The 15,545-nt window shown below is 42.3% G+C and carries 17 protein-coding genes and 1 tRNA gene; 4 read left to right on the top strand and 14 right to left on the bottom strand.

Going from position 1 to position 15,545, the window contains the following annotated elements:
- Positions 1–97 precede the first annotated feature (97 nt).
- From rplI to NT175_01575, 11 genes are all read right to left on the bottom strand, one after another.
- Positions 98–547, bottom strand: coding sequence for a 50S ribosomal protein L9 (gene rplI, locus NT175_01625; protein MCX6233413.1), 450 nt, complete (start codon positions 545–547; stop codon positions 98–100).
- 10 nt (positions 548–557) lie between these two features.
- Positions 558–830: a 30S ribosomal protein S18 gene (gene rpsR, locus NT175_01620; GenBank protein ID MCX6233412.1), complete on the bottom strand. Its 273-nt coding sequence runs from the start codon at positions 828–830 to the stop codon at positions 558–560.
- A 25-nt stretch (positions 831–855) separates the two neighbouring features.
- Complete coding sequence (gene rpsF, locus NT175_01615; GenBank protein ID MCX6233411.1) at positions 856–1,218, bottom strand: 30S ribosomal protein S6; 363 nt, start codon at positions 1,216–1,218, stop codon at positions 856–858.
- Positions 1,219–1,364: 146 nt separating this feature from the next.
- On the bottom strand, positions 1,365–2,513 hold the full coding sequence (wecB, locus tag NT175_01610; GenBank protein MCX6233410.1) for a UDP-N-acetylglucosamine 2-epimerase (non-hydrolyzing): 1,149 nt from the start codon (positions 2,511–2,513) through the stop codon (positions 1,365–1,367).
- A gap of 42 nt (positions 2,514–2,555) precedes the next feature.
- Positions 2,556–3,254 carry a DNA repair protein RadC gene (gene radC, locus NT175_01605; GenBank protein ID MCX6233409.1) on the bottom strand — a complete coding sequence of 233 codons (699 nt, stop codon included), beginning with the start codon at positions 3,252–3,254 and terminating at the stop codon, positions 2,556–2,558.
- 104 nt (positions 3,255–3,358) lie between these two features.
- Positions 3,359–3,613: a 30S ribosomal protein S20 gene (gene rpsT, locus NT175_01600; protein MCX6233408.1), complete on the bottom strand. Its 255-nt coding sequence runs from the start codon at positions 3,611–3,613 to the stop codon at positions 3,359–3,361.
- A gap of 20 nt (positions 3,614–3,633) precedes the next feature.
- Positions 3,634–3,705, bottom strand: a tRNA-Glu gene (locus NT175_01595).
- 203 nt (positions 3,706–3,908) lie between these two features.
- Positions 3,909–4,601, bottom strand: a complete 693-nt coding sequence (locus NT175_01590; GenBank protein ID MCX6233407.1) for a hypothetical protein — start codon at positions 4,599–4,601, stop codon at positions 3,909–3,911.
- Positions 4,602–4,760: 159 nt separating this feature from the next.
- On the bottom strand, positions 4,761–5,549 hold the full coding sequence (locus NT175_01585; protein MCX6233406.1) for a porin family protein: 789 nt from the start codon (positions 5,547–5,549) through the stop codon (positions 4,761–4,763).
- A 170-nt stretch (positions 5,550–5,719) separates the two neighbouring features.
- Positions 5,720–6,697 carry a bifunctional ADP-heptose synthase gene (locus tag NT175_01580; protein MCX6233405.1) on the bottom strand — a complete coding sequence of 326 codons (978 nt, stop codon included), beginning with the start codon at positions 6,695–6,697 and terminating at the stop codon, positions 5,720–5,722.
- Between the two features lie 84 nt (positions 6,698–6,781).
- On the bottom strand, positions 6,782–7,984 hold the full coding sequence (locus tag NT175_01575; GenBank protein ID MCX6233404.1) for a pyridoxal phosphate-dependent aminotransferase: 1,203 nt from the start codon (positions 7,982–7,984) through the stop codon (positions 6,782–6,784).
- A gap of 117 nt (positions 7,985–8,101) precedes the next feature.
- Between NT175_01575 and NT175_01570 the strand changes: the two genes are divergently transcribed.
- Together NT175_01570 and NT175_01565 are read left to right on the top strand one after the other, a co-directional pair.
- A complete protein-coding gene (locus NT175_01570) occupies positions 8,102–8,623 on the top strand; it encodes a hypothetical protein (GenBank protein MCX6233403.1) in 522 nt (173 codons plus the stop codon).
- A 142-nt stretch (positions 8,624–8,765) separates the two neighbouring features.
- A complete protein-coding gene (locus tag NT175_01565; protein ID MCX6233402.1) occupies positions 8,766–9,674 on the top strand; it encodes a DMT family transporter in 909 nt (302 codons plus the stop codon).
- A gap of 36 nt (positions 9,675–9,710) precedes the next feature.
- Here the strand turns inward: NT175_01565 and NT175_01560 are convergent, their stop codons facing one another.
- From NT175_01560 to alaS, 3 genes are all read right to left on the bottom strand, one after another.
- Complete coding sequence (locus NT175_01560) at positions 9,711–10,220, bottom strand: RNA polymerase sigma factor (protein ID MCX6233401.1); 510 nt, start codon at positions 10,218–10,220, stop codon at positions 9,711–9,713.
- A 241-nt stretch (positions 10,221–10,461) separates the two neighbouring features.
- Positions 10,462–11,352, bottom strand: coding sequence for a MerR family transcriptional regulator (locus NT175_01555; GenBank protein ID MCX6233400.1), 891 nt, complete (start codon positions 11,350–11,352; stop codon positions 10,462–10,464).
- 62 nt (positions 11,353–11,414) lie between these two features.
- Complete coding sequence (gene alaS, locus NT175_01550; GenBank protein ID MCX6233399.1) at positions 11,415–14,024, bottom strand: alanine--tRNA ligase; 2,610 nt, start codon at positions 14,022–14,024, stop codon at positions 11,415–11,417.
- A gap of 138 nt (positions 14,025–14,162) precedes the next feature.
- On the opposite strand from alaS, the gene NT175_01545 reads away from it, so the two are divergent.
- Positions 14,163–15,134: a M23 family metallopeptidase gene (locus NT175_01545; GenBank protein ID MCX6233398.1), complete on the top strand. Its 972-nt coding sequence runs from the start codon at positions 14,163–14,165 to the stop codon at positions 15,132–15,134.
- A 20-nt stretch (positions 15,135–15,154) separates the two neighbouring features.
- Positions 15,155–15,490, top strand: coding sequence for a MerR family transcriptional regulator (locus NT175_01540; GenBank protein MCX6233397.1), 336 nt, complete (start codon positions 15,155–15,157; stop codon positions 15,488–15,490).
- Positions 15,491–15,545 lie beyond the last annotated feature (55 nt).

Here is a 15,545-nt window from a genome sequence, read left to right as displayed (position 1 = left end):
TTCACCCTGAATGCTGGTTTGGAACATATTCCATTAAAAAAACCCGGTGCTCTGAAAAAATATTTCAGCACACCGGGCTTTAAAATGATTGTCTGTATTATTCAGCAAACACTTCAAAATTTATCGTTACACTGATATCTTTATACAGGTTGAGTTTGGCTTTATAAGTACCCAGTTCTTTAATTGCATCGCCATCGAGGATTATTTTTTTTCTATCGATTTCATAGTTAAACTGCTCCCTGATAGCATCAGCGATCTGAAGGGCATTAACGGAACCAAATATTCTTCCCGTAGAAGCTGCTTTGGCACCGATTTTTACCGTGATATTTTCAATAGCTCCGGCAAGTGCTTCGGCCTCCTTACGGACCTTATCTTCTTTAAAGGCCTTTTGTCTCATATTCTCCGACAACACCTTTTTATTGGTTTCAGTGGCGAGGATGGCGTAACCCTGTGGTATGAGGTAATTTCGGGCATAACCACGCTTTACATTGACCACATCATTCGTATGCCCAAGATTGGCCACATCTTTTTTAAGAATAACTTCCATATCTGCCTCCCTATTTTAACAAGTCTGCAACATAGGGCATTAATCCCAAATGTCGTGCTCTCTTAATCGCCTGAGCGACCTTCTTCTGATATTTGGTTGATGTTCCCGTAATTCTCCTGGGGAGGATTTTCCCCTGTTCATTAACAAATTTCAAAAGGAAGTCAGCATCCTTATAGTCGATATATTTAATGCCACTTTTCTTGAAACGGCAATATTTCTTCTTTTTTATATCGACGGCAATCGGTGTTAAATACTTTATTTCTGAATTGCCTTGGTTTATCATTTTGCTGTTCTTTTAATATGAATTATTATTCTTCTTTTACTTCCGCTAATTTATCGATATCTTTTTTATTACGTTTTTTCTCGTTATAGGCTATTGCATGTCTATCCAGGGTGACGGTCAGGAAGCGCAGGATGCGTTCATCACGTTTAAAGGCGGTTTCCATCTCCTTGATGATCGTGCCATCAGATTTATACTCAATAAGGTGATAGAATCCACTCGATTTTTTATGGATGGGATAGGCCAATTTGCGCAATCCCCAGTTGTCTTCAAGGATAATCTGTGCACCTTTTGCTTTCAGGAATGAACTGAATTTTTCTACCGTTTCCTTCATCTGTTCTTCAGATAAAACGGGAGTCATAATGAAAACGGTTTCATACTGTTTCAACATCTCTATCGCTGTTTTAAAATGCTTTATAATTTAAAAATGGAGTGCAAAGGTAGGAAGAATATTTCAAATTCCAAATTATATGGAATTTTTAGAAGAAAACATTTTCGAACACTATCCATTCTGAAATCCCGGTAGCACTGACTATCTCAATTAAATATGGCTGCAATCTCCCTGCAAATAAATTCCGACGCTTTACCATTACCATAAACAGGAGGGAAAATAATATCCGGGTGTTCAACATAATGGAGATAGGCTTCACGGATCTTTTGCGGATCAGCATCTGCTATGATGCCGGCCTGATGTTCAATTATCTCAATCCATTCTGTTTCAGGCCGTAAAATGATACATGGTCTCTGATAAAAAAAGGCTTCCTTCTGCACGCCCCCTGAATCGGTTAAAATGATCTGGGCGTTCCTTTCAAGCACCATCATATCGAAAAATGATAACGGCTGTGTAATGATTATATTCGGGCGGTTATATACAGACCTGTACAAGCCGGCTTCAAGGTTTTTCTTCAGTACCCGTGTCGTTCTGGGATGCAAAGGAATGATGACCGTTTTATCAAACTCCTCCGACAGGTTGTACAAAGCAGAAAAGATCGCATTCAGGCGTTCAGGCTGGTCAGTATTATTGTCGCGGTGAATAGTGGCCAAAAGATACTCACCGGATGCAAGCCTGTATTGATTCAGGATATCCGTGCTTCCTTTCGCTATTCCGGAAAAAAACAGAGCATTATCATACATTACATCGCCTGAGAAAAAAATCTTAGGATGATTACCACAAAATGATAGCTCACTATCCTGCATAAAACCTTCATGTTTGAGATTATTAACAGCCGTTTGTGAAGGACAAAACAGCAGTGTGGAAACATGATCACAAACGATCCTGTTGATCTCTTCAGGCATAGACCTGTTGAACGAGCGTAATCCGGCCTCCACGTGTGCTACCGGTATATCCAGTTTCGATGCCGTTATAGCCCCGGCAAGTGTGGAATTGGTATCGCCGTAAAGGATGATCACATCGGGCTTTTCAGCTAAAAATGCCGGTTCCATGCGTAAAATCATACGTGCTGTCTGCACTCCGTGCGGGGCAGAACCCACACCAAGATTATAACGCGGTACAGGTAGATTAAGCTGGTCGAAAAAAACTTTCGACATATTATCATCATAGTGCTGACCGGTATGAAGAATGATATCCTGGATTTTATCACTGTAACCACTTCTGACAGCCCTGCTGATAGCGGCAGCCTTAATAAATTGTGGCCTCGCTCCGACCACGGATATCACTTTGATCATCTGCTGTTTACTTAACTTTAAACATTAACGCCGCTTCAGGCATTAAATTTTTCCATCATCTGCAAAACTATAGTATATTTCATCTCCGACAATAATATGATCAAGAATTTCAATATCGAGGTATTTTCCGGCTTCAACCAGTTTGCCGGTTAACTGCATATCAGCCTGGCTCGGATCCGTGCTGCCGGATGGGTGATTATGGCACAGGATGATACAGGATGCATAGTGGTCAAGTGCCAGTTTAAAGATTTTTTTGGGATCGGCAACAGTTCCCGAAATGCCGCCATCACTGATCTTTTCCATGCCAATGATTTTATTGGAGCGATTCAGGAGCATGATCCAGAATGCTTCATAATTCTCTTCCGACACTTTAGCCTGGAATATTTCATAGGCATCACGGCTGGTTTGTACCTTTTCCCTGTTAAAGACCTCTGCAGAACGGCGACGTCGTCCCAATTCAAGGGCAGCCATAATTGTAATCGCCTTTGCCGACCCTATACCCTGTACCCTGGTGAGATCTGTGACAGTCAACTTGGCTAATTCAATGAGGTTATTATGTGCGCGTTGCAGGATATTTTTTGCCAGATCAACAGCAGAGGCATGGCGGGTGCCTGATCCTATCAATATGGCGATCAGTTCGGCATCACTCAGATTGTGTTTCCCTTTTAACAGCATCTTTTCTCTTGGCCTGTCGTCCTCGGCCCAGAAATTAATCGGCATATGTCCGGTAGTGTTTTCCATAGTATCCAGATATTAATCCGGAAATGAATGAAACGTGACCATAAAAAAGCCCTTTCTGTTGAAGAAAAGGCTTTCAGGTATATGAGCAAATGGGGGAAAAACGATTATGACAATGTTCCGATATATTTTGTCAGTTTCGATTTCAGGTTGGAAGCTGTATTTTTATGCACTATGGAACGCTTGACATTTTTATCAATCATGGCGATGAGTTTAGGGAGCTTTTCTTCTGCTTCCGTTTTACTCGTGAGGCTTCGGAATTTACGAATAGCATTTCGCATGGTTTTAGCATAATAGCGGTTATGCTCTTTACGGACTTCTTCCTGACGTATCCGTTTTAATGATGATTTATGATCGGCCATATCTGTATTTTTAGCTTATGTAGCCCGTAGGGGAATCGAACCCCTGTTACCAGGATGAAAACCTGACGTCCTAACCCCTAGACGAACGGGCCGACGTGCGCATTAAAATTGGAGTGCAAAAATAGAACAAATTTTGCATTCTGCAAACATCATGATTAAAATTTAAAGAAAGAAAACTACGAGAGAGGCTAAATAAAATTTTGAATACCCAGCTTCATCCCGCTCCGCTGCCAACTGCCGACTGTTGACTGCTGACTGTTGACTGCCGACTGCTGACTGCTGACTGCCGACTACTTTACAACTCCGGCAGCTTCAACTCCTCATGGTCACCCTGGAATTTAAATCCCAGCCTCTTGCCAGTCCTTATCTGCATATTATCCATTGCTGTCATCATGTCCTGAACGACGACCTCTTTCACATTATCAAAAGGTGGGGTTAACAGATCAAAATTAATAGTATACAGAATTGCCGATTCAATGATCTGACGGGCACTATTTTTATCCATGACCGCCTGGCCGAAATTATTGAATAAAAAACCGATTTCACGCTTTCCCTCAATGAAATAATGCATGTCTTTATTGATAAATACCCTGCCGATCAGATATCCGACATCGTTCAAACGGTTATACTTGAAAGAATCAGCCAGAAAATTGTAAATATTGATGACACCGCAGTACGAGCGTTTTTCATCTTCTTTGATGTAAGGGGTTTTCATCACCTCATGGTACCTCGAGAATTCAAAAATATTCGTATGCATCATGAAGATCAGCAGATCGCCGGCAAACTTTAACTCAATCTGAAAATCACCCTTATCGAAATATTCAAAGGGTATGCTCTTTTTCTTCGCCGGGTCAGTTTTCATGTATTCGTCGGCAAGCTGACGGATGATATCCTTGAAAAGATAAAACGTATTAAAGGTATTCGTATACACATTTTGCTTTAAGGATCCTTTATTGATGACCGTTTCGAAAAGTTCTTTGGTATCCATATAATCATTATTTCTGATAAAATCACAGGTAAAGATATAAAATCTCCTTTAATCAATGAGACTCAATTTTTTCGAATGCAGTGAAGAAAAAATTGCTAGTCGAATTGATCCCGATGAACGAAGTGAAATCGGGATCCTGTATGAAACCGGACAGGATGATTACTCAAATGTGAAGGAAAGCTGGAATATCTTGGATGTCAACCGGTCGATTGAAGAAGTATAAATATTGTCTTCCCTTATAAGAATATCATTCAGGCCATACGACATTTTAAATTCCGTTCCGAATTTGAAATAGGTCGTATAAAAGTCAAATCCTACCGCTGCTTCAAAATATAAATCATTCTTTTTCAAACGCACATGCTTATTATCCAGTTCATCCTGATTTTTTTTGGCCTCTGATGCCAGGTCAATGCTGTACTTGAGGCCCGCCAGTAAATAGGCTCTTGTATTGTTATACCGCTTTGATTTATACTTGATGTGTAAAGGGATGTCCACGAGGGTGGAATAAACTGTTTTTCTCATCCCCACCGTTTCAACGGTTCCATCATAGTGCCTTTCGACAATATAAACCAGTTCTCTTTCACCAAATGCAAGATCCGGTACAAATCGTAAGTCGAAAAATGTTCCCAGCCGTAAATTTGACACGATGCCAATAGTAAAGCCAAATGTGTTCAAACTCTCCAGGCTAAGAACCCTGGCTGTATCTTTAACGGAATTCGGCAGGTCGGGTAATTGCTGGACGCCGTAATACCATTTTTTCTGCATGTTGGTGGCAGGCTTTATCGTAAAAAACATCTGGTTGACATTCAAACTGAACCCAAAGTGGTAAGGTGCCAGGTCAAATTTAGGCAGGTTCAGAACGCGTGGCCGCTTCTGAGCAAAAATCTGTTCAGAAAAAATACCCGTAGTGATAAAGACTCCAATCAGTATAATTTTGAGAAACTTCAACAGCTATGCATTTAATATCCTCTATAACGGGATGGGTAAGAATTTATTTTTAAAATTATTGCGTTGCAAATGTAACGATTATTCTAATTTCATAAAATGGATGTATCTTTATAATGATCATTGATCAATGATCATTGTTAAGTTTGGATAGGATGTGAATAAAAATCACTTCAATCGATCATATATAACCCCAGCACTTCTTTTATCAGACGTTCTCTCTTGATCGGCACCACTCCGACATGTTCACATACCAGGCCTCCGGCAAGATTGGAAATAGCCGCCATATCAAAGGGAGGCATTTGTGAAGCCAGGCATAACGATGCCACGCTGATCACCGTATCACCTGCGCCGGATACATCAGCTATGGTTCGCAGATGTGCCGGTATATGATGTGCTATGCAGGTATCACCCTCTTTTGAGCTAATGTAAATGCCTTTTTCTGAGAGTGTTACAAGCATATTGTCAATATTCTGCTGTTTCTGGAATGTGATAATAACCGATTTCAGGTCATCCATATTCTGTGGTGGCATATCCAGCTTGCTGCCTTCAATAAGTTCTTTCAGGTTAGGCTTGAAAAGGTCAATATTACAGTAAGCATCGAAATGTCTTTTCTTCGGGTCGACAGCAACAGGGATGCCACGACCATGAGCCTTACTGATGATGCGGTCGATGACCTGCCCTGTCAGCACCCCCTTATTATAATCCTGGAAAATGATGACCTGGAATCTATTTTTGTTGAGCAGGCCTTCGAACCGGTAGAGCAATTCCGAAACTTCTTCCTGGTCGAGGTCTTTATCATCCTCCTCATCCACACGAATCAACTGATGGTTATTGCCGATGACCCTGAATTTAACGGTCGTCTTGCGCTTTTTACTACATAGTATGCCTTCACTGCTGATACTTTCCTCGATAAGCAGTTGCAGGAATTCACCGCCTTTCTGGTCATCACCGACAACTGAGCAGAGCAGAGGTTCCGCTCCCATGGCCTTGATGTTGCGTGCTACATTGGCTGCACCACCAAGCATATTGGCCCTGTGACTCACCGTGACAACCGGTACAGGTGCCTCAGGTGATATACGCTCAACACGTCCCCAGATGTATGCATCAACCATGACGTCACCTACGATAAGCACCTTGTTGGTTTTCACAGAGTCAAAAAATGAACTTATTTGATCTTTTGTTAACATGGTTACCTGATCGCTGATTTGACTCTTAATTTTTTATAAAGTTAATCATGAAAGTTCAGAAATGGCATTTTTTATTCGTAGCATTCCCTCGACCAGCTTCTTTTTCGATGTGGCATAAGAAATCCTGACACACTCAGGGGAGCCGAAAGCTGTACCCGGGACAAGCGCAACATAATAATTCTTAAGCAGATATGAGCAAAAGTCATCACTGGAGTTAATTGCTATACTTCCATTTCTTTTTCCAAACAATTCATTAATTTCCGGAAAAACATAAAAGGCGCCCCGGGGTGTATTGGTTCTCATGCAGGGTATTTCCTGCATCATTTCAAGCAGCATATCTCTCCTGTCTTTAAAGGCTGACACCATGATTTTAAGCTCCTCTGTTTTGGTGGGATCACTCTGCACAGCACGGAGTGCGGCTTTTTGCGAAATGGTACAGGCTCCTGATGTGAACTGTCCCTGCAGCTTATCACACGCTTTAGCAATAGCCAGCGGTGCCGCCAGGTAACCCAGACGCCATCCGGTCATGGCAAAACCCTTTGATACCCCATTTACAGTTATGACACGGTCCCTGATAAAATCAAACTGGCCAATGCTTTCATGTTTTCCGATATAATTGATATACTCATAAATTTCATCCGAAATAATATAAATATTCTCATGCCTCGAAATGACCCTGGCTATTTCCTCAAGTTCATTGCGTGTATAAACTGTACCCGAAGGATTACAGGGACTTGAAAAGATCAGCAGCTTGGTTTTGCTGGTAATGGACTTTTCTATCTGGTCGGGAGTGACCTTAAAATCATGATCTACCGAAGCATGGATAAGTACTGGCTTGCCTTCAGCCAGCTTGACAATCTCACGATAGCTCACCCAGTATGGAACAGGTAACAGAACCTCATCACCGGGATTAATCAGGCAGAGGACAACATTGGCTATGGCCTGCTTCGCACCGGTGGTGACGACAATCTGGTTTGGTGAATAGCCCAATCCATTATCCCTCCTGAATTTCATGCTAATGGCTTCGCGAAGGTCCTGATAACCGGGCACCGGCGGATAAAACGTAAAATTATTATCTATCGCTTCAATTGCTGCATGTTTGATGTAATCGGGCGTATTAAAATCCGGCTGGCCAATACTCAAATTTATCACATTATGTCCCTGTGCTTCAAGCTCTCTGCTCATACGCGTCATGGCCAGGGTTTCCGATTCCCCCAAATTGATGACCCTGTTCGAAAGTACTATCATTGTAAAAGAAGGTTTTAGTTTAGCCGACAAATTTAATGATTTTAAATTTTTATTATCCACATATAATAAGGCTTATTTAACGGATTTTTCTGACATTTGTTATTAAATAAACATGCAATGGAAACATTTCTCGAAATACTGAAATATATCATTCCCGCGCTGGTGGTCTTTGTAACTGTATTCATTGTTCTAAAAGCATTTCTTGAAAATGACCGCAACAAGCGACAGGCGGAAGTGAAAACGGATCGTGAGAAAATCCTGATACCCCTGAAGACGCAAGCCTATGAGCGTTTGGTCCTGTTCCTTGAACGGCTCACACCCGGCAACCTGGTTCTGAGAGTCAGCCGGCCGGAAATGAACGTCATACAGTTGCAGGCAGCCCTGATAAAAAGCATCCGCGACGAATACGAGCATAATATGTCGCAGCAGCTCTATGTGTCGGACGAAGCCTGGCAGATGATAAAAAACGCCAAGGAAGATATCATCAGGCTGATAAATATCAGCGCTGCCCAAGTTAATCCCTCGGCACGAAGCAGTGAAATGGCCGGTATTCTCCTGGAGTCTTATCTTAAAAACGAAAACCCACCTGTTGTTTCAGGAATGAATTTCATTAAGGAAGAATTCAGGAATCTTTCCTGAAAATATCCAGCCTTATGATTCCCTGAGAAAAGCAAATATTTAAGAAAAAGAGAAGTGATTGAACGATGGCCGATTGAACGATTTTCTCCGGGTAACATCATCAAATAACTTTTACCTTTGCAGCTTTAGTCAAATTATTCTGATGAAAGGTTACCGGTCGGTATTTATTGGCGGTGCGGCTGTCAGCATGGCAGCGGCATTATGGGGCCTGGACGGCGTCGTCCTCACACCCCGCCTGTACAACCTGAATATCGTTTATGTGGTCTTTATGGTCCATGCCATTCCATTCTTTCTGATGAATTTTGTGTTTTATAAAGAATACCGCCATCTTGGAACAATTTCGTGGAATGACCTGCTGATATTTTCACTTGTTGCACTGGCTGGTGGCGCCATCGGAACAATGGCCATTGTCAAGGCATTATTCCTGGTAAATTTTAAAAGCCTGACAGTAATCGTCCTTCTGCAGAAGCTACAACCGGTTTTTGCCATTACACTGGCCATTATATTATTGCACGAAAAAATCAGGCGTAACTATCTGATCTGGGCAGGATTGGCAATTGTTGCCAGCTATCTGCTGACCTTCGGATTCCGACTCCCTGATTTCAGGACAGGTTCCAATACCGTTTATGCTGCACTGTATTCCATGCTGGCTGCGTTTTCATTCGGGAGTTCGACGGTGTTAAGCAAGAAAGTCCTCATTAAATATGATTACACGACAGCCACCTTTTTCCGCTATGGTCTCACCACGCTTTTCATGTTGATCATTCTCCTGGCTACATCCACCCTGGGACAGGTCAATCAGACCACAGGACAGAACTGGCTGATCTTTTTCATTATTGCCTTCACAACCGGATCCGGGGCAATATTTCTGTATTATTTCGGGCTGAATAAAATCCAGGCGTCGGTGGCAACGATCTGCGAACTCTCATTCCCTTTATCGGCTATCATCCTGGATTATATATTTAACGGGAATCTCCTGTCTGTTGCACAGTGGATCGGTGCAGCCATACTGGTTTTTGCCATTATCAACCTGAACAGGACATCAGGCTGATATCTGATTATTGTAACTTTTCTGCGGAGAGAACTTTTAATTGGTTTTATAAGCTTTCAAACTATCCATCAGCTTTTTACGGGTGAAAAATATCCTGCTTTTCACTGTTCCAATGGATAGATCAAGTGCATCGGCAATTTCTTTATACTTATAGCCTGCTGTGTGCATTTCAAACGGCATGCGTTGATCTTCCTCCAATGATTCAATGGATTTAGTGATATCCTCAACAGCCAAACCGTTATCAGGCATATCACCGGTATCACTGGCCCTGTTCCTCAAATAATACAAGTCCTCAGAAATATCAAGAATGGTGTTTGATTTGACATTGCGGCGGTAGTTATTTATAAACGTATTTTTCATGATGGTATATGTCCAGGCCTTTAGATTTGTATCAGGCAGGAATTTATCCCTGTTTATTAAGGCTTTATATAAAGTGTCCTGAACCAGATCCTTTGCATCTTCGTCATTTGAGGTCAATAAATTGGCAAAATAATGAAGATTGTCCTGCAGACCGATTAGCTTATGACTGAATTCAATTGCTGTCATAGGTCATGATTTTTAAACGTTAAACATTGTTTAATTTTGACGGTACAAAATTAAACGTATTATCATGACAAGTCAAGATGTAAAATGCTAAAAAATGTTAAAATACTGTTAATTATGACTAATAGATTGATTATCAGCTATGTTATTATATAAACATTTATTTATGTAATGTTTAATATACATTTACATGTATTAAACGTAGAAGCATCATATTCGGAAAAAGAAACAGAAGCGGGGGAAACTAATAATATTTCACAAGCTCCTCTTTGAATTGCATAACATTATTGATTTTCCTGACATTGGAGGGAAATATCAAAGGTGAATGTATAATTTGCAAACCTGTGGTATAAATAATCTGTTTCGGGAAGGTTTTGGAAAGCCTGACAATATATTTATTCAGATCATCATGATCAAGCGGGGTGGTTATTGATGTGATCAGAGCATCAGGGGGCTTAAATTTCGATACTTCAACCAGATCACTCATAGGTACCGATTGCCCGAGATAAATGATTTTATGGCCGCTTTTCCTGATAAGATAGGCATAAAACAACAATCCCAGTTCATGCCATTCATTTTCCGGAAGGAACAGTATAAAACGCCGGGCATCAGCTTTCGGTCGTTCGGCATGTCCATCGATGGCCACCAGCATTTTCTGCCGGATAAGGCTGGACACAAAATGTTCCTGTGCCGGATTGATGCTTCCGGCCTGCCATAGCACACCAATCCTTTCAAGAAAAGGATAAATGATTTGCAGAACGGTGTCTTCGAAACCCAGACTCAGCGTGGCGGCCGAAAGTGCTTTTTCAAATTTCAGCTCATCCAGCTCAATCATGGCCGATATCAGTGTTTCTATCTGGCTGCCGTGGTTTGTGGGTTGAAATGTCAGGTTAAGTATCTTTTCCCTGATCATATCATCTGTCATGTGAGCGAGAAAGGAAATCTTTAAACCATGTCGTTGCAGAATCGAGATATTCAGAAGCTTTTTCAGATCCAGGTCATTATAATACCTGATATTGGTGGCTGTACGATGAGGTTTGACAACTGCGTAACGTTTCTCCCATATCCGAATTGTGTGTGCCTTGACGCCGGTGAGTTTTTCAAGATCCTTAATCGAGTAGAGCCCCTGAGTCATACAATGGGTTAGTTGATGATCATGTACGGGAAATAAACAACTGACAGGGGAAAAAGTTTATATCAGGAAATCATTTGTTCAACTTTTTGGATCGCACGGTTAATACCAACAGGATCATTACCGCCGGCAGAAGCGTAGTGAGCCTGTCCGCCACCGCCACCACTGATTTCCTTTGATACCTCACGGATCATTGTACCGGCATGCAGGCCTCTTTCTTTGACGAGGTTATCGGATATCATTATGGTCAGATTTGCTTTGCCATTATTTTCTGAACCAAGAACCACGACCATATTCTCTATGGAATTTCTCAGGTCAAAAACCAGGTCTTTAAGAGCAGCAGGTTCGATGTCAATCCTGGCGCCGATGAAATTGACACCACTGATTTGCCTGACCTGGTCAATCAATTGTTTTTTAATATCCTCCAGTCTCTTTTTATTATATTTTTCAATCTGTTTCTGAAGTGCAAGATTTTCATCCAGAAGATTGCTGACACTTTTTACAACATCGCCGGGATTTTTCAGGAGGTTTTTTATTTCATCGATAATTTGAATCTGACTGTTGATATATGCCTCTGCCCTATCGGCTGTGATAGCTTCTATTCTCCTTATGCCGGCTGCGATGGCACTTTCGGAGATAATTTTGAAGAGCCCGATCTGACCGGTTGCTGTGACGTGTGTTCCTCCGCATAATTCAATGGAATTATCAAAACGGATCACCCGCACCTGATCGCCATATTTTTCTCCAAAAAAGGCTATAGCTCCCAAAGCCAGGGCCTCATGAATCGGAACGGTGCGTTTCTCATCCAGTGTAATATTCTGTCGGATCTTTTGATTGACGAGGGCTTCGACACGGGCAAGCTCTTCATTGCTTAACTTCTGATAATGGCTGAAGTCAAAGCGTAAATGCGTTGGACCGACAAAGGATCCCTTCTGTTCGGCAAATTTCCCAAGGACTTCCCGCAAGGCATTATGCAGCAAATGCGTGGCAGAATGATTACATGCTGCCAGTGTGCGGCTCACCTGATCCACAACGGCTATGATGTCATGCGAAGGCTCGGCAGGTAATTTGTCGGCATAGTGAACAATAAGGTTATGCTCCTTTTTTGTGTCGGTTATCAGGATTTTTTCACCATTTTGTTCGATATAGCCTTTATCCCCGATCTGACCGCCACTTTCAGGATAAAAAGGGGTTTTATCAAAGACAAGCTGGTACTTCTCTTCATTTTTAACAGTGACTTTTCTGTAACGTGTTATTCTCACGGTGGCCTGCAGGATGTCATATCCGATAAAGGCACCGCCATCATTGCCCGACAGTATGATCCAGTCGCCCGAGTCGATTACAGCAGCCTGACGTGACCGTTCTTTTTGTTCGTTCATACCTTTGCTGAAGCCTTCCATGTCGACAGTAAGTCCGAGTTCCTTAGCCATAAGCTGTGTAAGGTCGATAGGAAATCCATAGGTATCGAACAAATCAAAGGCGAAAATTCCTTCAATAGTCTTATTGCCTCCCATCGCAGCAACATATTGTTCAAACCGTTTGATGCCAAAAGCCAGTGTGCGCAGGAAGGATAATTCTTCTTCAGCGATCACTTTTCTGATCATGTCCTGTTGCCGGGCGAGTTCAGGGAAGGCGGCCTTCATCCGGCTGACCAGTATAGGCAAGAGCTCATGAATAAATGGTTCCTTCTGGTTCAGGAAGGTAAAGCCATAACGAACGGCACGCCGCAATATCCTGCGGATGACATATCCTGCACCGGTATTGGAAGGCAGTTGTCCGTCGGCAATGGCAAAAGCAACAGCCCTGAGATGGTCGGCAATGACACGCATGGCCACATCGTGCTGGAAAGTATCTCCATAATGTATACTTGTCACTTTAGATATTTCGCTGATGACAGGCTGAAATATGTCGGTATCATAATTCGATTTTTTGCCTTGCAACACCATGCAAAGTCGTTCGAAACCCATGCCTGTGTCGATATGTTTTTGTGGTAAAGGTTCGAGGTGCCCGTCAGCGGACCTGTTATATTCAATAAAGACCAGGTTCCAGATTTCGATGACCTGCGGGTGTCCCATGTTTATCAGTTCCCGCCCAGGTGTCACTATTTTTTCATCCCTGCTGCGTATGTCGGCATGTATTTCGGAACAGGGGCCACATGGCCCTGTATCGCCCATTTCCCAGAAATTGTCTTTTTGGGAACCAAAAATAATCCGGTCTTCACCGATGATATTTTTCCACAGGTTAAAAGACTCGGTATCAGCCGGCAGGCTATCAGGCTCATCACCTGCAAATACAGTAACATAAAGATCATCTTTACTGATACCCAGGACCACTGTGAGTAACTCCCATGCCCATTCAATGGCCTCTGTTTTAAAGTAATCGCCGAACGACCAGTTACCCAGCATTTCAAACATGGTATGGTGGTAGGTATCTATGCCAACCTCTTCAAGGTCATTGTGTTTACCGGAAACGCGGAGGCATTTTTGGATATTGGCTACGCGTGTATATTTCGCAGAGGAATGACCGAGAAAAATTTCCTTGAACTGATTCATCCCGGCATTGGTAAACATCAGTGTCGGATCATCTTTAATGACCATCGGGGCGGAAGGAACTATCTGATGGCCCTTTGTCCGGAAAAACTGCAGGAAAGCATCTCTGATCTGACCCGCATCCATTGCACGTTCCATCATTTCAGAACACGGAATTTAGATTTTTTAACAATAAAAGGATTGCAAATTTACTTTATTTTATTAATTTTGCTCTCCCGTTATCCATAATTTATTGTAATTTGCTGAAATAGTTACTCATCTGGCATGCCAAAGGTAGAATATAAGTTTAATCCGGGATCATTCATGATCGAGAAGGTGAAAGTGACCTTCAAGGACTGGATAAAACGCGCCCTTTCGGTTACCGCGGCAGGCATTGCTTTTGGCGCTGTATTCACCTATGCTGCTTACAATTTCATTGATTCGCCCAAAGAAAAAATGATGAAACGTGAAATTGAGCAGTACAAGCTCCAGTACCAGATCACCAATGACCGGCTGAATCTGATCACTGCCTCGCTAAGGGATCTGCAGGACAGGGATGATAATATCTACCGCGTCATTTTCGAGGCAGAACCTATTCCCAGTTCAATAAGAAAAGGAGGTTACGGAGGTGCGGATAAATATTCGCAGCTTATGGGCTTTTCCAATTCCGATATCATTATCCAGACCAGCAGAAAACTGGATGAGATCACAAGCCAGCTTTACGTTCAGTCCAAGTCATTCGATGAAGTTTTCAATATGGCCAAAAACAAGGAGACTATGCTGGCCAGCATTCCCGCCATACAACCTATCAGCAATAAAGATCTGAAGAGGCTTTCGTCATATTTTGGGTACAGGACAGATCCTATCTATAAAGTACAGAAATTTCACAACGGCCTTGATTTCACTGCACCGACAGGAACCAAGGTTTACACCACAGGCGATGGAACTGTTGCAGAGGTCATTAAATCACGAAGTGGTTTCGGCAATACGATTGTCATCGATCATGGATTCGGATATCAGACGCATTATTGCCATCTTTCGCGGTTTAATGTCACACAGGGACAGCAGGTGAAGCGCGGGCAGGTAATTGGTTATGTAGGTAATTCTGGTAAGTCAACAGCCCCGCACCTGCATTATATTCTTTGTAAAAATGGACGCCCTATCAATCCTATTTACTTCTTTTTCAATGACCTGACACCAGGGCAGTTCGAGCAGATCATCGAACTCTCACAGCGGCCATCCCAGACCATGGATTGATCATCCTATTATCATAACTGATGGAATCCCAGGATAACAAGCCGGAAAAAGTATATTACTCCATTGGAGAAGTGGCTGACATGCTGCATGTCAATGCTTCACTGATCCGTTTCTGGGAAAAGGAATTCAACATCATTAAACCTCATAAGAATAAAAAAGGCAATCGTTATTTTAAGCCTGAGGATATCGACATACTTAAATCGATATACTATCTGGTAAAAGAAAAGGGGTACACCCTCGATGGCGCCAGGAAAAAGCTGAAAGAGAGCAAAAACGACACGCTTAAAACGGTGGAGGTCATTGCTTCGCTGAAGAGAATCAGGTCTGTTCTGGTAGAGATAAGGGAATCGACGTAGGTCTCAGGTTGCAAGTTGCAGGTTACAGGTTTCAGGTAGCAGGTCATCAGATAGG

This window comes from Bacteroidota bacterium (assembly GCA_026391695.1).
Classification (GTDB): Bacteria; Bacteroidota; Bacteroidia; order Bacteroidales; family JAGONC01; genus JAPLDP01.
The sequence above is the reverse complement of the archived record's forward strand: the minus strand, read 5'-3'. Positions and strand labels throughout refer to the sequence as shown.